Source organism: Mesorhizobium sp. CU3 (assembly GCF_006442965.1).
Lineage (GTDB): Bacteria > Pseudomonadota > Alphaproteobacteria > Rhizobiales > Rhizobiaceae > Mesorhizobium.
In genome coordinates, this window is sequence record NZ_VFWX01000027.1 from 1 (window position 1) to 25,336 (window position 25,336).

The 25,336-nt window shown below is 64.7% G+C and carries 27 protein-coding genes; 12 read left to right on the top strand and 15 right to left on the bottom strand.

The genetic code is table 11. The features are described 5' to 3' along the window. Positions 1 to 170: 170 nt before the first annotated feature. Positions 171 to 1,148 (top strand): threonine/serine dehydratase, encoded by a 978-nt coding sequence (locus tag FJ988_RS29355; protein WP_140822642.1) that lies wholly within the window; start codon positions 171 to 173, stop codon positions 1,146 to 1,148. Positions 1,149 to 1,157: 9 nt separating this feature from the next. Here FJ988_RS29355 and FJ988_RS29360 read toward each other — a convergent pair whose 3' ends face one another. Genes FJ988_RS29360 through FJ988_RS29375 form a run of 4 tightly spaced genes read right to left on the bottom strand, consistent with a single transcriptional unit; the run spans position 1,158 to position 4,859 of the window. Beyond that, positions 1,158 to 2,294, bottom strand: coding sequence for an ABC transporter permease (locus tag FJ988_RS29360; protein WP_140822644.1), 1,137 nt, complete (start codon positions 2,292 to 2,294; stop codon positions 1,158 to 1,160). Then, a complete protein-coding gene (locus tag FJ988_RS29365) occupies positions 2,291 to 3,211 on the bottom strand; it encodes an ABC transporter ATP-binding protein (protein ID WP_140822646.1) in 921 nt (306 codons plus the stop codon). Before FJ988_RS29365 ends, FJ988_RS29360 begins: the two co-directional genes overlap by 4 nt. Continuing rightward, the gene (locus tag FJ988_RS29370; protein ID WP_140822648.1) at positions 3,208 to 4,161 is read right to left on the bottom strand and encodes an HlyD family secretion protein; all 954 of its coding nucleotides are present in this window, start codon (positions 4,159 to 4,161) and stop codon (positions 3,208 to 3,210) included. Before FJ988_RS29370 ends, FJ988_RS29365 begins: the two co-directional genes overlap by 4 nt. Further along, a complete protein-coding gene (locus tag FJ988_RS29375) occupies positions 4,158 to 4,859 on the bottom strand; it encodes a CerR family C-terminal domain-containing protein (RefSeq protein ID WP_140822650.1) in 702 nt (233 codons plus the stop codon). The genes FJ988_RS29370 and FJ988_RS29375 overlap by 4 nt, the downstream gene beginning before the upstream one ends. A 90-nt stretch (positions 4,860 to 4,949) precedes the next feature. On the opposite strand from FJ988_RS29375, the gene FJ988_RS29380 reads away from it, so the two are divergent. Genes FJ988_RS29380 through FJ988_RS29390 form a run of 3 tightly spaced genes read left to right on the top strand, consistent with a single transcriptional unit; the run spans position 4,950 to position 7,200 of the window. After that, a complete protein-coding gene (locus tag FJ988_RS29380) occupies positions 4,950 to 5,423 on the top strand; it encodes a CYTH domain-containing protein (RefSeq protein WP_140822652.1) in 474 nt (157 codons plus the stop codon). Then, complete coding sequence (locus FJ988_RS29385) at positions 5,420 to 6,352, top strand: CHAD domain-containing protein (RefSeq protein WP_140822655.1); 933 nt, start codon at positions 5,420 to 5,422, stop codon at positions 6,350 to 6,352. The genes FJ988_RS29380 and FJ988_RS29385 overlap by 4 nt, the downstream gene beginning before the upstream one ends. 41 nt (positions 6,353 to 6,393) lie before the next feature. Continuing rightward, positions 6,394 to 7,200, top strand: a complete 807-nt coding sequence (locus tag FJ988_RS29390; protein WP_140822657.1) for a lipo-like protein — start codon at positions 6,394 to 6,396, stop codon at positions 7,198 to 7,200. Between the two features lie 17 nt (positions 7,201 to 7,217). Here FJ988_RS29390 and FJ988_RS29395 read toward each other — a convergent pair whose 3' ends face one another. Beyond that, on the bottom strand, positions 7,218 to 8,003 hold the full coding sequence (locus tag FJ988_RS29395) for a helix-turn-helix transcriptional regulator (protein WP_140822659.1): 786 nt from the start codon (positions 8,001 to 8,003) through the stop codon (positions 7,218 to 7,220). Between the two features lie 112 nt (positions 8,004 to 8,115). Here FJ988_RS29395 and FJ988_RS29400 point away from each other — a divergent pair, with 112 nt between their 5' ends. Together FJ988_RS29400 and FJ988_RS29405 are read left to right on the top strand one after the other, a co-directional pair. Beyond that, positions 8,116 to 8,976, top strand: coding sequence for an SMP-30/gluconolactonase/LRE family protein (locus FJ988_RS29400; RefSeq protein WP_140822661.1), 861 nt, complete (start codon positions 8,116 to 8,118; stop codon positions 8,974 to 8,976). 96 nt (positions 8,977 to 9,072) lie between these two features. After that, on the top strand, positions 9,073 to 9,993 hold the full coding sequence (locus FJ988_RS29405) for a DMT family transporter (RefSeq protein ID WP_140822663.1): 921 nt from the start codon (positions 9,073 to 9,075) through the stop codon (positions 9,991 to 9,993). 61 nt (positions 9,994 to 10,054) lie between these two features. On the opposite strand, the gene FJ988_RS29410 is transcribed toward FJ988_RS29405, so the two are convergent. From FJ988_RS29410 to FJ988_RS29425, 4 genes are all read right to left on the bottom strand, one after another. Then, positions 10,055 to 11,764 (bottom strand): SulP family inorganic anion transporter, encoded by a 1,710-nt coding sequence (locus FJ988_RS29410; protein ID WP_140822665.1) that lies wholly within the window; start codon positions 11,762 to 11,764, stop codon positions 10,055 to 10,057. A 130-nt stretch (positions 11,765 to 11,894) separates the two neighbouring features. Further along, positions 11,895 to 12,164, bottom strand: coding sequence for a helix-turn-helix domain-containing protein (locus FJ988_RS29415; RefSeq protein ID WP_140822667.1), 270 nt, complete (start codon positions 12,162 to 12,164; stop codon positions 11,895 to 11,897). 91 nt (positions 12,165 to 12,255) lie between these two features. Beyond that, positions 12,256 to 12,957, bottom strand: a complete 702-nt coding sequence (locus tag FJ988_RS29420) for a phosphatase PAP2 family protein (protein WP_140822669.1) — start codon at positions 12,955 to 12,957, stop codon at positions 12,256 to 12,258. 18 nt (positions 12,958 to 12,975) lie between these two features. Then, positions 12,976 to 13,314: a hypothetical protein gene (locus FJ988_RS29425; RefSeq protein ID WP_140822671.1), complete on the bottom strand. Its 339-nt coding sequence runs from the start codon at positions 13,312 to 13,314 to the stop codon at positions 12,976 to 12,978. 227 nt (positions 13,315 to 13,541) lie between these two features. On the opposite strand from FJ988_RS29425, the gene FJ988_RS29430 reads away from it, so the two are divergent. After that, a complete protein-coding gene (locus FJ988_RS29430) occupies positions 13,542 to 15,539 on the top strand; it encodes a PhoX family phosphatase (RefSeq protein WP_140822673.1) in 1,998 nt (665 codons plus the stop codon). Positions 15,540 to 15,661: 122 nt separating this feature from the next. Continuing rightward, on the top strand, positions 15,662 to 15,886 hold the full coding sequence (locus tag FJ988_RS29435) for a hypothetical protein (RefSeq protein ID WP_140822675.1): 225 nt from the start codon (positions 15,662 to 15,664) through the stop codon (positions 15,884 to 15,886). A gap of 115 nt (positions 15,887 to 16,001) precedes the next feature. Here the strand turns inward: FJ988_RS29435 and FJ988_RS29440 are convergent, their stop codons facing one another. Next, complete coding sequence (locus FJ988_RS29440) at positions 16,002 to 16,682, bottom strand: GNAT family N-acetyltransferase (protein ID WP_140822677.1); 681 nt, start codon at positions 16,680 to 16,682, stop codon at positions 16,002 to 16,004. Further along, positions 16,679 to 17,161 carry a MarR family winged helix-turn-helix transcriptional regulator gene (locus FJ988_RS29445; protein WP_140822679.1) on the bottom strand — a complete coding sequence of 161 codons (483 nt, stop codon included), beginning with the start codon at positions 17,159 to 17,161 and terminating at the stop codon, positions 16,679 to 16,681. The genes FJ988_RS29440 and FJ988_RS29445 overlap by 4 nt, the downstream gene beginning before the upstream one ends. A 239-nt stretch (positions 17,162 to 17,400) precedes the next feature. On the opposite strand from FJ988_RS29445, the gene FJ988_RS29450 reads away from it, so the two are divergent. The 4 genes from FJ988_RS29450 to FJ988_RS29465 all read left to right on the top strand — a co-directional run bounded on the left by FJ988_RS29450 (position 17,401) and on the right by FJ988_RS29465 (position 20,238). Continuing rightward, positions 17,401 to 18,438, top strand: a complete 1,038-nt coding sequence (locus FJ988_RS29450) for a phosphatidylglycerol lysyltransferase domain-containing protein (protein ID WP_140822681.1) — start codon at positions 17,401 to 17,403, stop codon at positions 18,436 to 18,438. Positions 18,439 to 18,612: 174 nt separating this feature from the next. Then, positions 18,613 to 18,939 carry a PadR family transcriptional regulator gene (locus FJ988_RS29455; RefSeq protein ID WP_140822683.1) on the top strand — a complete coding sequence of 109 codons (327 nt, stop codon included), beginning with the start codon at positions 18,613 to 18,615 and terminating at the stop codon, positions 18,937 to 18,939. Continuing rightward, positions 18,936 to 19,502: a DUF1700 domain-containing protein gene (locus FJ988_RS29460; protein WP_140822685.1), complete on the top strand. Its 567-nt coding sequence runs from the start codon at positions 18,936 to 18,938 to the stop codon at positions 19,500 to 19,502. Before FJ988_RS29455 ends, FJ988_RS29460 begins: the two co-directional genes overlap by 4 nt. A 31-nt stretch (positions 19,503 to 19,533) precedes the next feature. Next, a complete protein-coding gene (locus FJ988_RS29465) occupies positions 19,534 to 20,238 on the top strand; it encodes a GIN domain-containing protein (RefSeq protein WP_140822687.1) in 705 nt (234 codons plus the stop codon). A 26-nt stretch (positions 20,239 to 20,264) separates the two neighbouring features. Here FJ988_RS29465 and FJ988_RS29470 read toward each other — a convergent pair whose 3' ends face one another. From FJ988_RS29470 to msrA, 4 genes are all read right to left on the bottom strand, one after another. Continuing rightward, a complete protein-coding gene (locus tag FJ988_RS29470) occupies positions 20,265 to 21,026 on the bottom strand; it encodes an ABC transporter permease (protein WP_140822688.1) in 762 nt (253 codons plus the stop codon). Then, positions 21,023 to 21,949 carry an ABC transporter ATP-binding protein gene (locus tag FJ988_RS29475; RefSeq protein WP_140822690.1) on the bottom strand — a complete coding sequence of 309 codons (927 nt, stop codon included), beginning with the start codon at positions 21,947 to 21,949 and terminating at the stop codon, positions 21,023 to 21,025. Before FJ988_RS29475 ends, FJ988_RS29470 begins: the two co-directional genes overlap by 4 nt. A gap of 256 nt (positions 21,950 to 22,205) precedes the next feature. Continuing rightward, on the bottom strand, positions 22,206 to 23,903 hold the full coding sequence (locus tag FJ988_RS29480; protein WP_181183716.1) for a phospholipase D-like domain-containing protein: 1,698 nt from the start codon (positions 23,901 to 23,903) through the stop codon (positions 22,206 to 22,208). Between the two features lie 567 nt (positions 23,904 to 24,470). Then, positions 24,471 to 25,214, bottom strand: coding sequence for a peptide-methionine (S)-S-oxide reductase MsrA (gene msrA, locus FJ988_RS29485; RefSeq protein ID WP_140822694.1), 744 nt, complete (start codon positions 25,212 to 25,214; stop codon positions 24,471 to 24,473). Positions 25,215 to 25,336 lie beyond the last annotated feature (122 nt).

Sequence of the window (25,336 nt, forward strand, 5' to 3'; positions counted from 1 at the left end):
AGGTGGCTCGGCGCGCAGCGCCGAGACGGAGTGGGGGTCGATCAGCGCTACATTAGACAACGCTGCGATGGATCACCGCCGTAACCTTGTCGCCATGACATTTTTTCGTTGGTGCGCCATCGTATTTTCCGTGCAGCATGGCGCAACCCATTCTCAGCGAGGCCTCCACCATGACCACCCCACCCGGCATTTCCGACATCCACGCCGCCGCGGCGCGGCTTGCCGGCCTGATCGTCGAAACGCCGTTGATCGAATCGCCGGAGCTCAACAAGCGCTATGGCGGACGCATCCTGTTCAAGCCGGAGACGCTGCAGCGCACCGGGTCGTTCAAGATCCGCGGCGCCTATAACAAGCTCTCGTCGCTCAGCGAAGAAGAGCGCAGCCGCGGCGTCGTCGCCTTCTCGTCCGGCAACCATGCGCAAGGCGTGGCGGCATCGGCGGCGCTATTCGGGGTCAAGGCGGTCATCGCCATGCCGGCCGACGCGCCGGCGCTGAAGATCGGCAATGTGCGCAAGATGGGCGCCGAAGTGGTGCCGTTCGACCGCTTCAAGGACGACCGCATGACGGTCGTGCGCCCCTATATCGAAAAAGGCATGGCGCTGGTGCCGCCCTTCGACGATCCGGCCATCATCGCCGGCCAGGGCACGATCGGGCTGGAACTGATCCGCCAGGCCAAGGCGCTCGGCGTGAGCCTCGACGCCGTCGTCATCCCTTGCGGCGGCGGCGGGCTGTCGAGCGGCATTTCCGTCGCGGTCAAGGATGCTTCGCCGAAGACCGCCGTCTGGGCGGTCGAGCCGGAGCATTTCGACGACACGCGCCTTTCGTTGGCCAAGGGCGAAAGGGTATCGAACGAACCCGGCCACAACTCGATCTGCGACGCCATCCTCACCGCCGAGCCCGGCATCATCACCTTCGAGATCAACCGCAAAAACCTCGCCGGCGCCATCGCCGTCTCCGACCATGCGGTGGCCCAGGCGATGCGCGACGCAATGGCGCATCTCAAGCTGGTGGTCGAGCCCGGCGGCTGCGTCGCGCTGGCCGCGCTGTCGTCCGGCGAGATCGATCTCGCCGGCAAATGCGTCGCCGTGGTGCTCTCCGGCGGCAATGTCGATTTCGGCACCTATGCCGGGATCATGACCGCGGCATAATTTGCCGGCTCAATCGAGCGTACGCCTAAAGCGCAGCAGCGCGGTGCCGGCGAACACGGCGACGAACACCGCCAGCCAACCGATCTCGCTGGCCACGGCATGGAGGTCGGCGCCCTTCAGCATGACGGCGCGGGTGATGCGCAAAAAATGCGTCAGCGGGAAGATCTCGCCCAGCGCCTGCGCCCAGCCGGGCATGCCGCGATAGGGGAACATGAAGCCGGACAGAAGCAGCGACGGCAGGAAGAAGAAGAAGGTGAGCTGCATGGCCTGCATCTGCGAGCGCGCCATGGTCGAGATGGTGTAGCCGAGCAGCACCAGCGACAGCACGAAGACCAGCACCGACGACAAAAGCAGCGTCAGGCTGCCGACGAAGGGGATGTCGAACAGAAGCTTCGCCGCCACCAGCACCACCGCCACCTGCACCGCACCGACGACGAGGAACGGCAGCACCTTGCCGAGCATGATCTCGGCCGGGCTCGACGGCATGGCGAGAAGGTTTTCCATCGTGCCGCGTTCGGTCTCGCGCGTCAGCGCCATGGCGGTCATCATCACCATGGTCATCTGCAGGATGACGCCGAGCAGGCCGGGCACGATGTTGTATTGCGATATGCCTTCGGGATTGTAGCGCTGATGCACCACGACCTGCAGCTGCTGCCTGGCGTTCTCGGCGGCGGCCGCCTGCATGCCTTGCGCGCGCAGCAACGCCTGGCTCGCCACCGTGCTCAGCGTCGAGATGGCGCCGCTCGCGGCGGAGGGGTCGGTCGCGTCGGCCTCGATCAGGATCTGCGGATTGTCGCCGCGCTCGACGCGTTTGGCGAAATCGGCCGGGATGGTGACGACGAAGGAGACATCGCCGCGCGCCATCAGGAACTCGGCCTCCTCGGCGCTCTGCGCGACATGGTCGAAGCGATAATAGCCGGTCGTCTGCAGGGCCGAGACCATGGCGCGCGTGTACTGGTCGTTGCTCATCGCCACCAGCGCCGTCGGCAGGCCCTTCGGATCGTTGTTGATGGCGAAGCCGAACAGCACCAATTGCAGCAGCGGTACGCCGAGCATCATGGCGAAGGTGATGCGGTCGCGCCGCATCTGGATGAATTCCTTGATCAAGAGCGCGCCGAGCCGCGCGAAGGAAAAGACCGCGTTCATGCCATGTTGTCCTTCGAGCCGGACATGAACTGGATGAACACATCCTCGAGGCTGGTCTCGCCGGGCTTCACCGTGACGCCTTCATGCTCCTTCTCGACATCGGCGAGCGCCTTCTCGAGCTCGTCCCTGTCGGAGCCGACGACATGCAGCGTGGCGCCGAACGGCGCCACCTGGTCGACGCCGGGACGGCCCTGAAGTGCTGCCGCAACCTTGTCGAGGCGCGGGCCCTGGACGACGAAGGTGGTTAGCCCCGCATTCTTCACCACTTCGGCCACGGTGCCGGTGGCCAGCATCTTGCCGTAGGAGATGTAGCTGATGCGGTGGCAGCGCTCGGCCTCGTCCATGTAGTGGGTCGAGACCAGCACGGTCAGCCCGCCATTGGCGAGGTGATGGATCTCGTCCCAGAATTCGCGCCGCGCCTTCGGGTCGACGCCGGCGGTCGGCTCGTCGAGCAGGAGCAGCTTCGGTTTGTGCATGATGCAGGCGGCTAAAGCCAGGCGCTGCTTCCAGCCGCCAGACAGCGTGCCGGCCAGCTGGTTGCGGCGGCTGGTCAGGCCGAGCTCTTCCAGCGTCTTCACCACATAATCCTCGACCGGCTTCAGCTGGTAGAGCCGCGCCACGAATTCGAGGTTCTCGCCGATCGTCAAATCCTCGTAGAACGAGAATTTCTGCGTCATGTAGCCGACTTCGCGCTTGATCCTGAGCGCCTCGGTGCGGATGTCGAAGCCGAGCACGGTGCCTTCGCCCTCGTCCGGGGTGAGCAGGCCGCACATGATGCGGATCGTCGTCGTCTTGCCGGAGCCGTTCGGCCCGAGGAAGCCGACGATCTCGCCTTCGGCCACCGTCATCGTCACATGGTCGACAACGGTCTTGTCGCCGAAGCGCTTGACCAGCCCGCGCACGTCGATGGCGTTCATTTTCCGAGATCCGCGAGCTCGACGTCGACGATCTGGCCGGGCTGCAGGATGCCCGCGTCGCCATCCGGCCGCGCCTCGACCAGATAGACCAGCTTCTGCCGGTTCTCGAGCGAGTAGATCACCGGCGGGGTGAATTCCGGGTCCGGCGAGACATAGCTGACGCGCGCCTTCACGCCGTCGCCGCAGCCGTCGCAATGGACGTCGAGCATGGTGCCGATCTTGACCGAGGAAAACGCCGTCTCCGGCACATAGACGCTGAGCTTGACGGCACCGTCCGGCAGCATCGAGATCACCGGCGCGGTCGGCCCGGCGGTGTCGCCGGGGTTGCGGATGACATCGTTGACGCGGCCCGGCGACGGCGCGGTCAGCACCCGCTTCGACAGCCGCCACTCTGCCTGCTCCAGCTCCGACTGCGCCTGCTGGACCTGGTTTTCGGCGGCCTTGATGGTTTCGGCACGCGCCGGCAGATTGCCAACGGCGAGATTGGCCTGCGCCTGGCCGACCTGCGCGGTGGCGGTCTCCAGCGAGGCGGACGCGGTGTCATAGTCGGCCTGCGTGCCGGTGCCGCGCTTGTAGAGGTCGCTGGCGCGATCATATTTGCGCTTGGCGTCGGCGGCCTGGGCCTTGGCCATGTCGACCTCGGCCTTCAGCACGTCGATTTCCTCGGGGCGCTTGCCAACCTTGAGATCGGCAAGCTGGGCCTGGGCCTGCGCCAGCGCGGCCTGGGCCTGCGCCACGGCGATCTTGGCGTCGGCGCTTTCCAGCGTCACCACCGGCTTGCCGGCTTCGACGCGGTCGCCGCGCCTCACTGCCACCGTGTCGACCTGCGCGACCTCGATCGGCGCCAGCAGCACGTAGTCGCCCTCGACATAGCCGACAGCGAGCGGCGCCGCTGGCGCGCAGGCGCCGAACAGCTGGGCCGCGAGCGGCAGCGCACAGAAGAAGCTCATGATTTGCCTCCCTTGCGGACCGCATCACGCGCGGTCAGCATGGCCTTCAAATTGCCGGTTGCGACCGCCGCCACCTTGGCGGCCTCGTCCGTGCCGATCTCGCGCCAGCCCATCCTGCGCATCACCACCTCGCGGCCGATGCGGAAATAGATGAGTTGGCCGATCATGGTGAAAACCGTTAGCCTGGTGGCCTCGCTTTCGGCCGGCTCGCCGGTCGCCTGCTCCCAGATATGGCAAAGCCGGCGATGCGTCGGCTCGAACACGCCGGCATAGATGCGGTCGAGCGCGGCGGTCGGCTGCGATAGCTCCCGAAGTCCAAATTGTACGACCTCGCCTGCCTGCGGGCTGGCTACGACGAAACTCGCCATTTGCTCCAGCGCGTTGAAGAGTTGAGCCCGAGCCGCTTCCCGGGTCGATGGCGCCGCGGATTGGATGGCGCCGAGCGCCGGGCCGGCAACTCCCTGGATCGTTTCGACGATGAAGTCGGCGACGGCGATGCGCAGGCCTTCCTTGCCGCCGAAGTGATAGGCGATCGAGCCGATATTGGCCTTGGCCTCGGCGGCGATCTCGCGGGTCGAGGTGCCGTCGAAGCCTTGCCGCCCGAACAGCTTGAGCGCCGCATGGACAAGCGCGGCGCGCGTTTGATCGGCGGGAGAGGCTTCGCGTTGCAGCTTTTTGGCGTTCGTTTGCTTGCTCATGCAATTCGTTTAATCAATCGATTGATTAAAGTCAAATTGAATCGCGACTCTGCTTGCCATCTCGATTTGCGCAGGCTTTAGTGCGCGGCCATGGTCAAGGAAGTCGAGCGCAAGTTCCTGGTCGCCAGTTCCGCCTGGCGAGACCGGGTCGAAGCGCATATTCGCATCCGCCAATTCTACGTTGCCGCCCAGCCCGGCCGCACGGTGCGCGTGCGCATCAGCGATGGGCGCTCCGCCAAGCTGACACTGAAATTCGGCGAACGGGCCCGCGAGCGCGACGAATTCGAATATCCCATCCCGCTGGCCGAGGCCGAGGAACTGATGGCGTTTGCCATCGGACGTGTCATCGAGAAGACACGTCACCATGTTAGACACCGCGGCTATCTTTATGAAGTCGATGTGTTCGGCGGAAAGCTCGTGGGTTTGACGATCGCGGAGCTGGAGACGCCGGAGGACGTGCCTGACGAAATGCTGCCCGACTGGCTCGGCCGCGAGGTGACCGGCGAGTCGAGATTTTACAACGCGTCGCTGGCCCTCGGGGGGTTACCGGAGATCGCCGCATGAGCTTCCGCATCGATCCGCGCTTGCCGCTGACCGGCGAGGTCCGGCGCATATTGGCCGACGAAATCGGCAAGGCGATCTCGCATCTGGAAACGGCGCGCGAGAGCCCGGAGCAGGGCCTGCACAAGTGCCGCAAGCGGCTGAAGAGCGTGCGTGCCTTGCTGCGCCTGGTTCGATCCGGAGACGAACCGTTCTGCCAGACCGAAAACGAGTGCTACAGGCAGGTGTCGGCGCTGCTCGCCGGCCCGCGCGAGGCGACCGCGCTGATCGAGACCGTCGACCGCTTGGCCGCCGCCTTTCCGGAGCAGAGTGCCGGCGGCGCGCTCGATCCAGTGCGCGAGCGGTTGGTGATGCGCCAGCACGAGCTTCATGCCGGCCCCGGCCTCGACGCCGCCGTCAATGCGGCCATCGCCGCTTGCCGGGAAGGCCTGGAGCGCGTCGACAAGCTCGCTTTGCCCGGCCGGCCGGAGCAGGCGGCCGACATTTTGGCCGAGGGCGCCCGCGCCACCTTGCGGCGCGCGAAGAAGGCGCTGGACAAGGCCGCGTCACGCGGCGAGGCCGAGGATTTCCACGACCTGCGCAAGGCGGCGAAAAGCCATTCCATGCACCTATCTTTGCTCGGCCGCCTGTGGCCGACGCCGATCAAGGCGCGCCGCAAGGCGGTCGACAAGCTCGGCGAAGAACTCGGCGAGTTGCACGACGTCTTTGTCATGCGCGCGCTGCTCGATGCCGACGGCGAGCCGCTCGGCGCGGCGGACGAGACGAAGCTCCTGCGAAAGCTTCTCAAGCGCTCGGAAAAGAGCCTGAGCAAGAGCTGCCTTTCCGATGCGGCCGAACTCTTCGGCGACAGCCCCAAGCGCTCGGCCAAAAGGCTTGCGCGCAAGGCGCGCGACGATCTCGCCGCGCCGCAGGAAGAAGCCAAAGCGGCCTGATCATGGTCTAAATTGCGGGTCTGTGCTAATCGGCGTCTGGCATGACTGCGCCGGCCGAAACCCTTCTGGATCGACTTGGCCGCTGGCTCGCCGGCCGGCTGCAGGATGAATCTTCGGGCTATGAGCCCTACACGCCATCAGATGCCGAAACGCTGCGCCGCACGCTGCAGCCCGGCGATATCCTACTCATCGAAGGCAACCAGAAGATCTCGGCGGTGATCAAGTATCTCACCCAGTCGACCTGGTCGCATGCGGCCTTCTATATCGGCGATGCCTTGCCGCAGCCCGAGGACGGTTCGGAGCGGCCGCGCCTGATCGAGGTCACGCTCGGCGAAGGTTGCGTCGCCGTGCCGCTCTCGCGCTACCGCACCTACAACACACGCATCTGCCGGGCGAATGGGCTGACGCCCGAGGATCGCGACAAGGTCGTTGCCTTCATGATCGGCAAGCTTGGCCTCAGATACGACCTCAAGAACATCTTCGACATGCTGCGGTTTTTCCTGCCGGCTCCACCGGTGCCGGTGCGCTGGCGCCGCCGCATGCTGGCTTTCGGCTCCGGAGATCCGACTCGGGCGATCTGCTCCACGCTGATCGCCGAAGCCTATGGCCAGGTCCGCTATCCGATCCTGCCCGAGATCACCCGTGCGCCCGGCCGCGCCTCGGCGCAGTCCAGCTATATGAAACGGGAAATCCTGCACATCCGCCACCATTCGCTCTACACGCCGCGCGACTTCGACCTGTCGCCCTATTTCCGCATCGTCAAGCCGACACTTGAGTATGGTTTCGACTACCGGACGGTCGCGTGGGAGGACACCGCGACCGATTCGGAAGAAAGGGCCGCCGAGTAAGTTCCTCCAGCGGCGGGTTATGCCGGCAGCGGCTGCTTCTCGGCACCGGCCCTTGCGCCCGCATCGCGCGGATGCGGTCCGATCGGCATGATCGCCGGGAACGGCGTGGCGCCGAAGGCAAAGGTCCATTTGCAGCCGACCAACTGTTCCTCCGGCGTGGTGTGCTGGTCGTGATGGGCAAGCAGTTTTGCGCGGTCGGCCAGTTCGTCGGCCTCGCGCCGCAACATCTCCGCCGTTTCCGGCCGCATGCGCCTGGAGAAGCTGACGAAGGTCGCTTCCCGCTCCATATGGCCGATCGCCCAGCCGATGAAATTCTTGTTGGTCATCTCGAAATGCGGCTTCAGCGGGCCCTCGAAATCCCACTGGATCGGCGTCTCGACCAGCAGCCTCGCCGAGAGACCGCGCCCGAGCGCCACCAGCCCGAGCTCTTCCAGATCGCGCAGATAGAGGAACATCGAGGCTTCGCTCAGGCCTTGCGATCGCATGATGCCTTGCGGCGTGAATTTTTCCGACAGCATGATGAAGACGAACAACAGCGCCGGCCGCGCCGCCAGCCGGCGCTCGATCTCCGGTCCGACGCGGTTCGCCGGGCCGGGGCCGCGATTCATGGCGCCCAGCACATTCTCCAGCTCTACCTCGGCCGCGGCGCAGATCTCCATCAGCCGGTCGAGCTTGCAGTTCTGTTCGTGGAAGATGCGCTTCACCGTCGGCTCGGAAACGCCCATGCGGTCGGCCAGCATGCGATAGGTCAGGCCCTTGGCCTTCAGCGTCCGTTTCAGCGCCTCGAAGATCGGACCGTTCATGGAATGCACCTCGCATGGCTGATTTCGTATCGATATTCGATACTAGCGCCAAAGCGTCTTCCAGAAAAGTATCGAAAAACTTAGCTCTTCGCCATCACCACAGGAGAGCACCATGAAAATCTTCATCGCTTCGGCGGCCTTCGCCGCCATCGCTGCAGTCGCCCCGACGCAGGCCGCCCAGGCGGGCGAAATCTGGCGCGCCACCGGTTTCGAGCAGCCGGAATCGGCGCTTGTCGACACCGCCAACAACCGCATCGTCGTCTCCAACATGGTCGGCGACCCAAGCAAGGCCGACGGCAATGGCTATTTGTCGCTGCTGTCGATGGACGGCAAGATCATCACCCGCCATTGGGTGGACGGCATGGACGCGCCCAAGGGCATGGCGATCTCGGGCGGCAAGCTTTATGCCGCCGACATCACCAAGGTCCGCGTCGTCGATCTGGCTAGCGGCAAACTGGTCTCCAGCATCGACATACCGGGCGCTGTCTTCCTGAACGACATGACGCAGGACAGCGAAGGCCACGTCTATGTCAGCGACATGCTGGCCGACACGATCTACCGCATCGACGGCGACAGACCGGAGCTGTTCGTCAAGGATCCGCTGCTCGCCTCGCCCAACGGCGTCTTCGCCGACGGCGACCGGTTGATCGTCGCCTCCTGGGGCAAGGGTATCAAGGCAGATTTCAGCACGGCCGAGCCCGGCGGCCTGCTGTCGATCGATCTCGCCACGAAGACAATCACGCCGCTGCCCGGCGCGCAGAAGTTCGGCGACCTCGACGGCGTCGTCGCCATCGGCGACACCATCTATGCCACCGCCAATCCGGTCGGAAAACTCTATCGCTACCGCGTCGGCGGCACGCCGGAAGTGGTTGCCACTCTCAAGCCCGGCTGCGCCGATATCGACACTGATGGCAAGCGCATCTTCGTGCCGCAGATGAATGAAGGCGAAGTCGTGGCGCTTAAGATGGACTGATTGTCGTTGCCCGCGGCGCCGTCGATCGGTATTGGACCGGCATATCGGCGGCGCTGCCATCTGGCTCCGTGCTTCGCTCCCGGATATCCGGCTCCGATGAACCAAGCCGTGAAGACACCCAGCCTGAGTGGCACCGCGACGATACCCGTGCTCACCTGCGCGCTGGCGATCTTCCTGCTGTGCGGAATGGACGCGGCGATGAAGTCGCTGATCCTCGCTATCGGCGTCTACAACACCTTGCTGTGGCGCAGCGTGGTCTCGACCGTGGTCGCGGGCGCGGCGTGGTCGGCAGGGCCGCGCGCATGGCCGAGTTTTTCGGTGCTGCGGCTGCATGCGCTGCGTGCCGCGATCGTCGGCGTCGTCCTGGTGTCCTTCTTCTGGGGTCTGGGCAGGCTGCCGCTCGCCGAGGCGATCGGACTGAGCTTCGTCGCGCCGCTGTTCGCGCTTTTCCTCGCAGCACTTCTGCTCAGCGAACGCATCCGGCGCCAGGCGATCTGGGCCTCGCTTGCCGGCATCGCCGGCGTCGCCATCATCCTGTTCGGCCAGTTCGGGCGCGAAAGCTATTCGCAGGACGCTTTGCTTGGCACCGCGTCGGTGCTCGTGTCGACAGTGTTCTACGGCTACAATCTGGTGCTTGCCCGGCAGCAGGCGCTGTTGGCCAAACCGGTCGAGATCATGCTGTTCCAGAACCTATGCGTCGCCATCATTCTTGGCCTCGCGGCGCCTTGGCTCGCCGTCGCGCTGCCGCCCAATCTCTGGCTTCCGCTCGCCGGCGTGGCGATGCTGTCGCTCGCCGGCCAGTTCCTCATGAGCTGGGCCTATGCGCGCGCCGAAGCGCAGTATCTGATCCCGACGGAATACTCCGCCTTCATCTGGGCGATCGCGTTCGGCTGGTTCTTCTTCGGCGAGGACGTGGCCTGGACCACGCTGGCGGGCGCCGCCCTGATCGTCGCCGGCTGCCTGATCGCCGCGCGCGCCAACCCGAAGCTGGCCGAGCCGATCGAAGCCGCGGTTTGAAGACGCTCTAAGGTGTGCTGAGATTCAGGTCAGGCCGGCCTCACCTGAATATCAACACACCTTAAACCGTCTCCCGTTTTCCCTTCAGCTGCGCCCGCGCGTCGCGGATCGATGCGGCATAGGTCACCAGCGGCCGCTTGACGCCGTGGTTGATCAGCATGCGTCTTATTGATGGTGCCGCGCCCGCGATGATGAAGCGCACGCCGGCGCGCTCGGCCTTGTGCGCGGCGCCCTCGATGACGTTGGCGGCGGTGGAATCGAAGAACGGCACGGCCGAGCAGTCGAGGATGAAGTTCCTGCGCTGGTCGGCGATGCGGTCGAGCACGGCGCCGACCGTCGAGGCAGCGCCGAAGAAGAAGGCGCCGGAGATGCGGTAGACGACGGTGTCGCTGTCGGCCGCCTCGTTGGAATCATAAGCGACGGCGCGGTCGGCGACATCCTCCGGCACCAGCGGTTGATCGGCCTCGACGGCTATGGATCTCGCCATGCGGTCGATGAACAGGATCGAGCCCAAAGCGAAGCCGACGACGATGCCTTCGGTAAGGTCGCGGAAGACGACGATCAGGAACGTCGCCAACAGCACCAGCGCATCGCCGCGCGAGCTTTTGAGCAGCGTGGCGAAGGCCTGCTTCTCGAACATGTTCCAGCACACCACCGCCAGCACGCCGGCGAGCGCCGACAGCGGGATGTAACTGGCCAGAGGCGCGGCCACCAGCATCAGCACGAGCAGCACCGCCGAGTGCAGCATGCCCGAGACCGGCCCATGCGCGCCGGCTCGCACATTGGTGGCGGTACGGGCAATGGTGCCGGTGGCGCAGATGCCGCCGAACAGGGCCGAGGCGATGTTGGCGAAACCCTGCGCCACCAATTCGCAATTGGAGCGGTGACGCCGCCCGCTCATGCCGTCGGCGACAACTGCCGACAGCAGCGATTCGATCGCGCCGAGCAGAGCGAACGCGATCGCGTCCGGCAGGACATCGATCATCCTGTCGATGCTGACCGGCGGCAGCGCCGGCCATTGCAGGCTGCGCGGGATGCCGCCATAGCGCGTGCCGATCGTTTCCGCCGGCAGCGCGAGCAGCGCCACCAACAGCGAAGCGGCGGCGATGGCAATCAGCATCGCCGGCCATCTCGGCCGCCAGCGTCGCATCAGGACGATCGTGACGATGGTCAGCGCGGCCACGAAAGCCGCCGACGGATTGACCGTGCCGATTGCCTCGCCGATCGCCGCCAGCTTGGGCACCAGCGGTCCGGGCTCCTTGCCGGCCAGCTTCAGCCCGAGCAGTTCGACGATCTGGCCGGAGAAGATGATGACGGCAATGCCGGCGGTAAAGCCGACGGTCACCGGATAAGGAATGAATTTGATGTAGGTGCCGAGCCTCAGATAGCCGATGGCGAGCAGGAAGATGCCGGCCATCATGGTGGCGAGCAGCAGCCCGTCGACGCCGACGCGCGCCACCGTCGCCGCCACCAGCACGATGAAGGCGCCGGCCGGCCCACCGATCTGAAAGCGGCTGCCGCCGAGCGCCGAGATGATGAAGCCGCCGACGATCGAGGTGTAGAGGCCGCGCTCCGGCGTGACGCCGGATCCGATGGCGATCGCCATCGACAGTGGCAGCGCGACGATCGCGACGGTCAGCCCGGCGATGGCGTCGGCCCTGAAATGCGCCGCCGTATAGCCCTCGCGCAGCACCGTCACCAGCTTGGGCGTGAACAACTCGGCGAAGGTCGGCCGCGCCTGATGGTGGATTGCCCGCCTCGCCTGATCCATGGACTGAACCCGCTCCCCAAAGCGGCGGGATCGTCGGCTTGATGTCGGCGGTCGCGTCGCGAAACCCTTACGACGCCGCATCGTACTTTTCCGAAATCGAAGACGATTTCGGGTCGATGCGGTTGCGGTCTCAGCCTTGCGGGTTCTGCGGCGTGGTGGCCTTGAGGCGCACGCCCCGGCCGCCGCGCTCGCTGGTCTGGTTGTCGCCGATCAGCTCCACCCCGGCCTCATCGAGAGCCTGGATGACCTTCATCAGCGTATCGACCACGCCGCGAACGACGCCGTCGCTCGCTTCCATGCGCTGTATCGTCGGAAGCGAAACCCCGGCGCGCTCGGCCAGCGTCTTCTGGTCGATGCCGGCCAGCGCCCGCGCGGCGCGCATCTGAGCGGCGGTGATCATCGGCCAGAGCCCATGTCTGAGTCTGCTGTATCAACGTATAATACAATCATAGTGATGTTTCAAGCATCATTAAGCATGGATGAGACATGGGTCACTCACTGTCCGCCACCATTTTGCGCCGCTGCAACAACCGCGCGACCAGCCAGCACAGCATGGCCCAGCCAAAGCCGGCGCACCAGCCGGCAAGCACGTCGGACGGCCAGTGAACGCCGAGATAGACGCGGCTCAAGCCGACCAGCAAGGTGATGAGCACGGCAAGCCCGAGCGCGAAGATCTTCGTGCGGCGGTCCGGCAGGAAGCGGGCAGCAAGCGAGCCGAGCGTCAGATAGGTCACCGCAGACAGCATGGCATGGCCGCTCGGAAAGGATAGAGAGGTCTCGTTGACCAGATGCGAGACGAGATCGGGCCGCGGCCGGTCGACCTCGAGCTTGAGCACGCTGGACAGAACCTGGCCGCCGGCGACCGCCGCGAACATGAACAGCGCCGTCGCCGGCCTGCGGATCAACAGCAGATAGACGATCGTCGCCGTCGTAATCAGGATCAGCACAGCGGAACTGCCGAGCGCGGTGACGTCGCGAACCGCGCCTTGCAGCCAGAGCGGGCCGATCGGGCTGTCCGGCTGTCCGGCATGGCGGAAGGCGAGCAGGATTTCGGTGTCGAAGGCGTGCGGCGTGGTGGCGCGCGCGACCTCCATCAGCTCGACGAAGCCCCAGCACGCCGCAGCGATCACCAGCCCGGCGATGAGGACAGGAAATTCCAGCTTGTTGAGTAGCGCGGTGGCGGTCGATTTCATTCCAGGCCTTCGGTTCAGCTACAAGCGCTGCATATAGGGCCCGAGCGTGATCAGCGCGACCGCGGCGATCGCCAGCACCACGCCGGTCGCCTGCAAGGCATTGAGCCGTTCGCCGAAGAAGGCCAGCGCCACGACGTTGACCGCGACAAGCTGGATGACGGCCGACAGGCTGAACGACACCGACATGCCGAACTCGCGCACCAACCTCAGCATGATGAGGTTGCCGGCAGTGTAGAGCGCCAGCGTCAAAAGGAGCTTGGCGGCGCTCGGCGCCATCCCCCATTGCTTGGCCGCCATCGCCGCCAGCAGGAACATCACCGTCGACAGGCCGAGCTGCCCCAGTCCCCAGAAACTCACTTTTGCCATCCCTCTGCCGGCTGTCGCCGGCGCTCTTGTTCCCGAAGCGCGCGATACCGTCAAGCTGATCCCTTAGCGAAAAAGGTGCCTGGACCGGCCGCGCCTTGACCAGCCGGCAAACAATTGTCCACGATCGATCACGGCGATGTCACGAAAATGTGATCGGCACGCTTTACGGGTCCAAAGGTCAAAGCTCCAGCCATCTCAAGAAGCCAGAGGAACAGCCGATGTCCGACTTGCCCGAAACCCGCTTCCGCACCAGCCAGCTTGAGGAGAATGACGGCCCGCCCGTCAATCCGAGCGACAACCGCACCATGGGCGAGATCATTGCCGCGCGCTTCTCGCGCCGCGGTTTCCTGATGGGATCGCTGGCCGTCTCGGCCATTGCCGCGACCGTCAGCCCGCTGGCGCTGATCGCCGCCGACGAGGCGCGAGCCGCAGAGGGCTCCGCCTTCAAATTCGACGAGATCGAGGCCGGCATCGACGACAAGCACCATGTCGCGCCGGGCTATGACGCCGACGTGCTGCTGCGCTGGGGCGATCCGCTGTTCGCCGACTCGCCGGAGTTCGACCCTACGAAACAATCGGCCGCCGCCCAGGCCCGGCAGTTCGGCTACAACAACGACTATGTCGGCTATATCGCGATCGACGGCTCGGCCGAGCACGGCCTGCTGGTCGTCAACCACGAATACACCAACCCGCATCTCATGTTCCCCGGCATCGTCTCGGTCGTCGAGAAGGACGGGAAGAGGAAGGCCGAGGTGGCGCCGCTCTCGAAGGAGCAGGTCGATGTCGAGATGGCCGCGCATGGCGGCACCATCGTCGAGATCCGCAAGGACGGCGGCAAGTGGCAGGTGGTGCGCGACGGCAAGCTCAACCGCCGCATCATGTCGACCACCGAAATGGCGATCTCCGGCCCGGCCGCCGGCCATGACCGCCTCAAGACCAACGCCGATCCTTCGGGCACCAAGGTCATCGGCACGATGAACAACTGCGCCGGCGGCGTCACGCCTTGGGGCACCTATGTGATGGCCGAGGAGAACATCCACGGCTATTTCTCGGGCGAATTGCCGGAGGGCCACAAGGAGGCCTCCAACTACAAGCGCCTCGGCATCCCGGAAGGCGCCTATGAGTGGGGCGCCCATTACGATCGGTTCAACCTCGCCAAGGAGCCGAACGAGCCAAATCGCTTCGGCTGGATCGTCGAGGTCGACGTCAACGACCCGGCCTCGACGCCGAGGAAGCGCACCGCCATGGGCCGTTTCAAGCATGAGGGCGCGGAATCGATCGTCGCCAAGGACGGCCGTGTCGTCTTCTATCTCGGCGACGACGAGCGCTTCGACTATGCCTATAAATTCGTCACCGCCGGCACGTTCAACCCAAATGACCGCGCGGCCAACATGAACCTGCTCGACGAGGGCACGCTCTATGTGGCGAAATTCGCCGAGGACGGCTCGGTCGAATGGATGCCGATCGTGTTCGGGAAAGGCCCGCTGACGGCCGAGAACGGCTTTGCGTCCCAGGCCGACGTGCTGATCGAGACGCGGCGCGCCGCCGACCTGCTTGGCGCCACCAAGATGGACAGGCCCGAGGACATCCAGCCCAATGCCGGCAACGGCAAGGTTTATGTCATGCTGACCAACAATTCGAAGCGCAAGGCCGAGCAGGTCGATGCGGCAAACCCCCGCGCGGAAAACGCCTTCGGCCACATCATCGAGATCGTCGAGGACGGCGGCGATTTCACCGCGACCAAGGGCAAGTGGGAAGTGTTGCTGAAATGCGGCGATCCATCGGTCGCCGATGTCGGCGCCACCTTCTCGACCGCGACGACCGCCAATGGCTGGTTCGGCATGCCGGACAATTGCGCGGTGGATTCGGCCGGGCGGCTCTGGGTCGCCACCGACGGCCAGGGCCCGAAGGCAACCGGCCGCACCGACGGTCTGTGGGCCGTCGACACCGAAGGTGCCGCGCGAGCGACGTCGAAGTTGTTCTTCCGCGTGCCGATCGGCGCCGAAATGTGCGGCCCGCTGTTCGCGCCGGACGACCAGACCGCCTTCGTCGCCGTCCAGCATCCGGGCGATGGCGGCGAGGATTGGGAAGGCTTTGGCCGCCCGTCCTACTACGAGGATCCGTCGACCCGCTGGCCGGACTTCAAGCCGGACATGCCGGTGCGGCCGTCGGTCGTGGCCATCACCAAGCAGGGCGGTGGCAAGATCGCGGTTTGACGCGCCAGATGTGGCATCGCGGAGGGGCTCGGCGGACCGAGCTCCTCTGTCGCCTGCTCAAGCCTTGGGAAAGACTGGGCTTTTACACTGGGTGCCCTAGGTCTTTATCCGGGAGACCCGCCATGCCGAAGTCCATTTATGACCGTGGCCTGCTGAAACCCGCCCAAGTGGCCACCTTGCAACGCGTGTTCGACGAAGCCTGCCGGAAGCGCGAGGCGCATCCGGAATCGCCCGAGGCGCGGGAGATCGCGCTGACCGTGCTTGCGCTCTACAATGCCGGCATGGTCGACGAAGAGATGCTGATGGAGACGGTTTGCTTCCGTCGGCCGGACTCGAGATCCGCCTAAAGCGCGTCGCGTAGAAACGGATCCACGCGACGCGCTTTAGGTCTTTGTTTTTATGCATGTCGTCTTCCCAAAGCCGAGGTCACTTTTGGGCGACATGCATTGATCCAGGCAGCCGCTATCCCGCCCGCTGAACCACGGCGATGTTCATCGCGCTGCGCAAGCGAAAGCCGATGGACTCGTAGAGCTTTATCGCCGCGGCATTGCTGGCATAGGCGTGCAGGTAAGGCACCTCGCCGCGCGCCATGATGCGGTTGGCGACAAACAGCGACAACAGCCGGGCGAGGCCGCCGCCGCGGAAATCCGGATGCGAGCAGACGCCGCTGAGTTCGGTATAGCCGGGCTGCTTCATGCGCTCGCCGGCCATGGCGGCCAGCCTGCCGTCGATCTTCACGCCCCAGAAGTCGCCGAGACTCAAGGCTTCCAGCGTGAACGGGCCAGGCCTCGTCAGCGAAGCCAGAGCGAGCATCTCTGCCGCATCCTGCCGCGTCAGTTGCTCGATGCGCGGATCGGAGACGGCCTGCAAGGGTCGCTCGGCAATCATCTGCACGGCATCGGCGGTCATCGTCGCGACAAGCGCCGGCGGCAGGACGATCGCATCGGCCTGAGCCAGGATAGCGCTTTCGCCGGCCGGAATGAGCGATCCCAGCGCATGCAGGTTTTCCGCATCATCCACTGCCGTGGCGGCAAACGGGATGATCGAAGGCCGGAAGCGGCGCGCGAGATCGCCGCCTTCGGCGAAAGCCCTCTGCCGCGTCTCGAGCGCACTCCAGACGGGGCGGTCGAGCATGTGTTTCATGGCGTGGCCTTTTCGGCGCGGCGGTCGAGCGAGGTCTCGGCGAGGCGGTCCTCGATGGCTGCCAGCTGGCCGAGAAGCGGCCCGGAAAGATCGGCGCACAGTTCCGCGACGGCGCTTTCGATGCGCGGCCAGGCGTCGCGCTTTGCCTCGGCGACCAGTCGGCGGCCGTTCTGCGAAAGCGAGACGATGCGCCGCCGCTGGTCGTCCTCGGACGCGCTGACCTCGACCACGCCGAGCTCGACAAGCAGCGCAACGCTGCGCGTCACGCCCGGCTGGGCAATGCCCAGCGACTGCGCCAGTTCGCCGACCGGAAGCGGCCCCAGCCTGTCCAAGGCCGCCAGCAGCGGGTATTGGCTGGACTGGATGCGCACATCCAGGCGATCGAGCACGCGCTGCGTGTCGGCCTGCAGTTGCTCGCCGATCCGCTTCAACCTGCTGCCGAGGCAGACGAAGCCAAGCGATCGCAAGATGTCTTCCATCGGGGCCACCTGAACAATAACCATAACTTGATATATAACGTCATATGGAAAATCAAGATGGTCGCCGGAAACCGCTTGCCCACCGCCAGCGAAGCGCGCGCCGGATCGTCGCGGATGTTTGCCCTTCATTCGCCACCGATTGCATCCTATATCGCGCTGACGCGACGCGGCCGGCATCGGCCGCCAACGATTCGCGACCTGAGGGGCGGCAGGTCTTCACTTCTTGGCATGCGGAGCTCATGGCGCCCCTGCGCATCTATTTCGACAGGCTTCTCGAGGCCGCGGCGCCCAAGGTGCCGCGGCGCGCGCTGAGCGATGCCGAGCGCATGGCGCTGGTGCGCCGCCATGGCGACTTCTCGCTTGCCTATTCCACCGCCGCGCAGCAGAAACTGTCCTATTTCAGCGACGACGAAGGCTACATCGCCTTCGGCACCAAGATGAGCCATCATTTCGCGCTGGGCGATCCGGTGGCCGATCCGGCCGACCGATCCCGCTACATCAAGCGCTTCGTCGAGGCTGCCGGCAGCCCCTGGTTCGTGCAGGTCGGCGCCGAGACGGCGAAGGTGCTGGCCGGGCTTGGCTATCTGGTCAACCGCCTCGGCGTCGACACCAGGCTCCATCTGCCGGCACATGATTTTTCCGGCAAGCGCAATGAGACCGTGCGCTATTCCGAGCGCTGGCTGACCAAGAAAGGTTTTACCCTCACCGAGGACAGGGGCGAAGGGCTGCACGAGGAGATCATTCAGCTGTCGGCCGCCTGGCGCAAAGAGCGCATCATCAAGCGCTGGGAGATGGGCTTCCTCAACCGTCGCTTTTCCGAAGAGATAGGCCCCGACATGCGCCGCTTCCTCCTGCACAGCCCGGAAGGCCGGCTGCTCGCCATCCTCGATTTCGACCCGCTGTTTCGCGACGGCAAGGTCATCGGCTACACCACCTCTTTCAAACGCAAGCAGGTCGACGCCACCCCGCATGCCGAGGTCGGCCTGACCAAATTCGCCGTCGACCGCTTTCGCGAGGAAGGCATCTCGCAGGTGACGCTCGGCCTGTCGCCGCTGCTCGACGTCGAGCCCAGCGGCTTTGCCGAATCCGATTTCTGGCGCGGCGCCTTCCAGCGCGCCTACAACTCGCCTTGGGTCAACCGCTCGCGCTTCAACCTGCAGGGCCAGGCGGCCTTCAAACGCCGCTTCCACGGCGTCGAGGAGCCGACCTACATCGCCTTCCGCAAAGGGACCTTTGTGGAGATGCTCGGCCTGCTGCGCCTGATGAAGGCGATCTGAGCCGGCGAGCCAGCCCGCTTTTCCGTTTACAACCCATTCAACGACCGGTCCTGACGAGGGAGGCCATTTCGCGGGTGGGTAAGATGCGTCAGCCAGTACCTTGCATAAACAGGTAGCTTGCTATATCTGTCTTGTAAACCGGAAGCTGAGCTATCCGGCGAACCGGAAGCAGGCATGACCGACTCGATCCAGGTGCAATTGCGAAAAGGCGCGCTCGATCTCGCCGTGCTGGCCGTGCTGTCGCGCGGCGAGAGCTATGGCTACGAGATCGCCAGCCAGCTGGTCGCCGCGGTCGGCATGGGCGAAGGCACAATATATCCGCTGATGCGGCGCATGCAGAATGACGGCCTTGTCGCCACGCGCATCGTTGAATCGAGCAACGGGCCGCCGCGCAAATATTACCGCCTGACGACGCTCGGCCAGCAGGCTTTCGAGGCGCACCGCCGCGACTGGCGCTCGCTTGCCGCGGCAATCGACAAACTTCTCGAGGATCTGCCATGACCAGGGACGCTTTCCTGCAGACGCTGCGGCAAGGGCTGGCCGGCCTGCCGGCGCATGAGATCGACGACATCGTCGGCGATTACAGCGCCCATTTCGCCGATGCATCCGGACGCAGCGAGGCGGAGGTTGCGGCGGCGCTGGGCGATCCGGCGCGGCTTGCCCGCGAGCTGCGTGCAGAAGCCGGGCTGCGCCGCCTCGAGGCGCATTGGAGCGTGTCGAACATGCTGGCGGCGATGCTGGCGCTTGCCGGCCTTGCCTTCGTCGACATCTTCTTCCTACTGCCGCTGCTCTTGACCGCCGTCATCCTTGGCCTCGGGCTTGGCATCGCGCTGGTCGCCATCGGCGCGCTGGGCGTCAAGATCGTCTTCTCCACGCTCATCTTCGACCCTGCCGGCACATTCTCGGCGACGCTCGGCCGCCTGTTCATCGGCGCCGGGCTGGTGTGCGGCTTTGTCGGCGGCGGCGCCTTGCTGCTGCTGGCGTTCAACGCCGGCATCCGCGTCCTCGGGCGCTATGCGCGCCTGCATTCGCGGCTGGCGCAGCCGGACCGTGACCAGGCCTGACTGTTTGTCTTCACGTTGAAGGAATTGGACCATGACTGGAAAACTGGCATTCGCCGCGACGGCGGGACTGATCGGCGCGGTCATCTTCCTGGCGGTGGGCATCGGGCTTTCCGGGCCGGACTGGGTTCATGCCGGCGGCTCGTGGATCGGCGGGGAATCGACCTGCGGCAAATCCACCTCGACGACAAAGGAGGTGACGCTGCCCTTCAGCGCCGGCGACAGTTTCACCATCGCCGTACCGGCAGCCGTGCGCTACCGGTCGGGAGACAAGGCCGAAGCCGTCGTCAGCGGCGATTCCGTCCTGGTCGACCATGTGCGGATCGAGGGTGGCAAGCTCAGTTTGGACTGCGAACCCGGTTGGTTCGACTCCAAGCTCGACGTCACCCTGTCGGGACCGGCGATAGCGGACTGGAAGATCCTGGGCAGCGGCGATCTCGCCCTGGACGGGATCAACCAGCCGGCGCTCAGGCTGGATATCCGCGGCAGCGGTAGCGTTACTGCCTCGGGGACCGCCCAGACGGTCGACCTCAGGATCTCGGGTTCGGGCGACGGGCGCCTCAGGGACCTGACCGCTCAATCCGCCTCGGTCGACGTCCGCGGCAGCGGCAATGCCGAGATCACCGCGCAGGCGGATGCCGATGTGCTGATTTCCGGCAGCGGCAACGTCGACCTCTACGGGCATCCGACCATGCGGCGTTCCGAGGTGCGCGGCAGCGGCAGCATCTCGCAGCACTAGCTGATGCTGCAAAATGAAGGGCGGCTTCAGTTCCGCAGCCGATACCCTGTTTTGAAGATCCAGGCGACGATGGCGATGCAGATCGCCAGAAACACTAGCGTCATGCCGAGGCTGACACCGACCGAGACGTCGGCCTTGCCATAAAAACTCCAGCGGAAGCCGCTGATCAGGTAGACGACCGGATTGAACAAAGTGATCGTCTTCCAGATGCCGGGCAGCATGTGGATCGAATAGAAGCTGCCGCCCAGGAAGGTCAGCGGCGTGACGATCAGCAAAGGCACCAGCTGCAGCTGCTCGAAGGTCTTCGCCCAGATGCCGATGATGAAGCCGAACAGGCTGAAGGTCACCGCCGTCAGCACCAGGAAGGCGATCATCCAGAACGGATGCTCGATCCTCAGCGGCACGAATAGAGCCGCGGTGCCGAGGATGATCAGGCCGAGCATGATCGATTTGGTTGCGGCACCGCCGACATAGGCGATGATGATTTCGAGATAGGAGACCGGCGCCGACAGAAGCTCGTAGATCGAGCCGACGAATTTCGGGAAATAGATGGCGAAGGAGGCGTTCGAGATCGACTGCGTCAAGAGTGACAGCATCATCAGCCCGGGCACGATGAAGGCGCCGTAGGGGATGCCGTCGATCTCGGTGATGCGCGAGCCGATGGCCGATCCGAAGACGACGAAATAAAGCGATGTAGAGATGACCGGCGAGATGATGCTCTGCAGCACGGTGCGGAAGGCGCGCGCCATCTCCGCCCGGTAGATCGCCCATACTGCGCGCAGGTTCATGGCTCTTGCCTCAGAAGACTGACGAAGATCTCTTCGAGCGAGCTATTCTTGGTGTCGAGATCGCGGAACTGGACGCCGGCCGCCTCGAGGTCGCGGATCAGCGAGGCGACGCCCGGACGGTCGCTCTGGTTGTCATAGGTGTAGGTGAGCTGGTTGCCGTCGCCAGACAGCTCCAGCGCATAGCGCGACAGGCCGTCGGGTATCGCGGCGAGCGGCGCGCGCAGCTCCATCGTCATCTGCTTGCGGCCGAGCTTGCGCATCAATTCGGCCTTGCCTTCGACCAGGATGATTTCGCCCTTGTTGATGACGCCGACGCGGTCGGCCATCGCCTCGGCCTCCTCGATATAATGCGTGGTGAGGATGATGGTGACGCCGTCCTCGCGCAGGCGGCGCACCATCGCCCACATGTCCTGGCGAAGCTCGACATCGACGCCGGCGGTCGGCTCGTCGAGGAACAGCACGCGCGGCTCATGCGACAGCGCCTTGGCGATCATCAGCCGGCGCTTCATGCCGCCCGACAGCGTGATCGCTTTCGAATCCTTCTTGTCCCACAGCGACAGGTCGCGCAGCACCTTCTCGACAAAGGCATGATTGGGCGCCTTGCCGAACAGGCCGCGGCTGTAATTGACCGTCGCCCAGACGGTCTCGAAGGCGTCGATGGTCAGTTCCTGCGGCACCAGGCCGATCAGGCTGCGCGCGGCGCGGTAATCCCTGCCGATATCGTGGCCGTCGACGCTGACTGAGCCCGACGAGCGGTTGACGATGCCGCAGACGATCGAGATCAGCGTCGTCTTGCCGGCGCCGTTCGGCCCGAGCAGGGCGAAGATCTCGCCGCGCTCGATGTCGAGATTGATTTCCTTCAATGCCTTGAAGCCGGTGGCATAGGTTTTCGTGACACCGGAGATCGAGATGATGGATGACATGCTGAAAACGGCCGGCTGGAAAAGTTGACCTGATATAGGTCGGATGGCTTCCCAAGCAAACCGCAAATCGATGCGGATCCTGACAGCTCTGGACAGTGAGGCAGCCTCTTTCTCCCCGTTTACGGGGAGAAATGCCCGGCAGGGCAATGAGGGGCGGCGCTGACCTATCAGGTAAAGCAGCACCCCAATTGCGAACGTCGGCGCTGCCCCTCATCCGCCCTTCGGGCACCTTCTCCCCGTGAACGGGGAGAAGGACTCAAGAAGTCCAGAACGCGATCTCCTGCGCCTTGGTCCTCAACTCCGTCTTCAGCCACTGGTCGTCGTCGTCGAGATAGCTCCAGGGCGTCTTGCCCTGGGCGCGCATCTCGCGGATGTAGGAGCGGTAGCGGTAGTGGCTGTAGACCGACATCGCGTAGGTGGCGTAAGCCTCGGCGAGTTTTTTGTGGCCGCGGATGATGACCAGGTTCTCGTCATTTTGCTTGCTCGCCGGCGCCGAGAAATTGTGGCTGCCGGTCACCACCACGCAATCCGCTGAATGCGGGTCGGTGACCAGGATCTTCGAGTGCACGATGGCATGGCCGATCTGCGACAGGAAGGTGGGGCGGTTGACCTCGGCGATCCAGGGCCCTAGCGGCGCGTCGAGGCCTTGCGGCTGCGCCACAGCGTAGCGGTCCGGCGTGAAGCTCCGGTCACTGCTGACGAGGTCGATGTCGAGAAAATTCTGCGCGCTGCCGCCCTCGTCGGCGCTCAGCGTCGAGACGACGCCGCGCACATACATGCCTTTTTCCCTGGCGCGCTGGCCGGCCAGCGTGTGCAGGCCCTGCTTGCCCGGCGTGAACATCAAGAACAGCACCGACTGCTTGGCCGAGTTGATCACGTCGCGCAGCGCATCCATGTCGGCGCCGTTCGAGGTGCGGGTGAACCACACCGTTGCCTTGGCGCCACCGACGGTAAATGTCTTCGACGCGTCATTGTCGGCCATCAGCGCCGGGGTGAAGTTGGCTGGGTCGGTCTTGGGCGGCGAAGCGTCCTTGAGCAGGTCCCAATGCTTGCGGAAATGCGCCGCCACCTTGCCGTCCTCGATCAGCAGGCCGTTGTTGACCTGCGTGCAGAGCCCCGTCGTGCTCCAATTGGTGCTGCCGGTCCACACCTTGGTCGGTGTGCCTGCCTCGGTGATGACGACGAATTTGTTGTGGCCCAGCCCCTTCGATTTCAGCATCCGGTCGATGGTTTTAATGCCGTGGTCGTTGAGGTTCTTGCGCGCATCCTTGTTGCCGTCGCCGGTCTTGTCGGAGCCGTTGGCGAGGATCAAATGCAGGCGCGGCCCAAGCCCGATCAGCGCCGTTTCCAGCGTCGCGTCGCCAAGCTCGTAAAGCGCGGCATGGAGTTCGTCGCCGGAACCTTGCGTGAGACCGAGCATGCGCAGGCCGAGATCGCCTTCGAGGAAGGCGCGAAACTTCGCGTCGCCATTGGTCTGCAGGCTTTTCTTGAAGGCGGCGGGGCTGAGCTTGTTCTTGGCCATATAGCGGGCCACGAATTGCGACAGCACCAGGCCGCGGTTGAAAAAGCAGGAGAAGCCGCCGCCGGCATCCGTCGACAGCGTGTGCCATTCGGTCCAGTCGCTTCTGACCCCCTTGGTCAGCGGCTTGCCCGAACCGGCGCTCACCATCGCCGTCACCCGATAGCGCACGATGTTGCCGACATCAGCCGCGTGGTCGGTCCAGTTGAAGCGCTGGAACGGCCAGACATCGGAGGGCCGGTGGTCGCCCGATTTCGGCTTGTCCTTGCTGAAGCCGACGCGATTTTCCACCGGATCGATCTTTTCCGTCGCACCCACCTTGCGGCCGCGTTCGAGCAGGAAGCCGCGGCATCCGGGAATGAAGTCGCTCGGCGCCCAGGCGACGAAGGCGTCGTCGCCATTGGTGTAGACCGAAACCTTTATGCTCAGGACCATGTGCCGTACCTTCCACATGCGGCGGTAGATCCGGTTTCCTGAACGCGCCGACAGCTATCCGCGCCGGAACAGGCTTCCGGATCGGAGCAGAATCGAAGGAAGTGACGGCGAAGACCCTGTGGCGGCAGAAGACCGAACATCAATCTTTGGCAGCGGTCGGTACAATTCTATGAACCGCTTCACATTCCCGTCTATTTGCCGGCAAAACAAAGGGCGGAGAGCCTGCCGACACTCCACGCTGACCTTGAGGCCGCCTGAGCAATTCCGGGAACCGTGTGAGTGTTTTCACCGTTCCTTGCCGTGAAATCAGCGCCGACGTTGGGGATTGGCTGAAGCCTCCCAACCTCGTCATCCCTGGGCGGAGCAGCCGCGAAGCGGCGTCGCGGAGACCCTGGGATCCATGCCGTGACCTTGATCGAAGGCCGCATCGGAGCAGAATTCTGCACCGCGGCAGCGCTCATGCGTCACGGAATGGATCCTCGGGTCTGCGCGCGTCGCTGCGCTCCTTGCTCCGCCCGTGGATGACGAGGCCGGGCCGTTTCGGCCAGTCTCAAAGGCCCGTGTTCGTCAGCTTTTGCTGGAGGCCAGGACGAGCACCGGTTTCTCGCTGTAGAGCGCCGGGAACAGCGCCTTCAGATTCTCGACCTTGGGCAGGTCGTTGTAGACGATATAGGGATAGGTCGGGTTCAGCGTGAGGAAGTCCTGATGGTAGTCCTCGGCCGGATAGAAGGTCTTGCCGGTCTCCAGCGTGGTGACGATCGGCTTCGGGAACACCTTGGCCTTGTCGAGCTGGGCGATGTAGCTCTCGGCGATCTTCTTCTGCGCATCGTTCTCGGCAAAGATGGTCGAGCGGTACTGCGTGCCGGAATCCGGTCCCTGGTAGTTCAGCTGCGTCGGGTTGTGCGCGACCGAGAAATAGACCTGCAGCAGCTGGCCGTAGGTAACCTTGGACGGGTCGTAGGTGATCTCGACCGACTCGGCATGGCCTGTGCGGCCGGTGCCGACGACTTCATAGACGGCGTTCTCGGCGCTGCCGCCGGTATAGCCGGACACCGCCTTGCTGACGCCCTTGACGTGCTGGAACACGCCTTGCACGCCCCAGAAGCAGCCGCCGGCGAATACAGCCTTTTCGCTGCCGGTCGCCGCCTTTTCATCCATTGCCGGCGGCGGGATAACCACCGCGTCTTCGGCCGAGCGGGCCGGCGTCTGCCAGAGCGCCGCGGCCGCCACGGCCGCGAGGCCGAGCACGGCCAGCGCGCCGCGCGCGAAGAAGGGCGATCGCCGCGCGGCTCTTTTGTTCATGCCGTTCATGTTGGATCTCCTTTTTGTTGTTCCACTATATACGAAGGAAGCCGCGTATAGGTTCTCACTTTGATGTGCGGCGGCGTGTAGCCGTCGACGGCGCTCCCCCTCATCCGGCCGCTTCGCGGCCA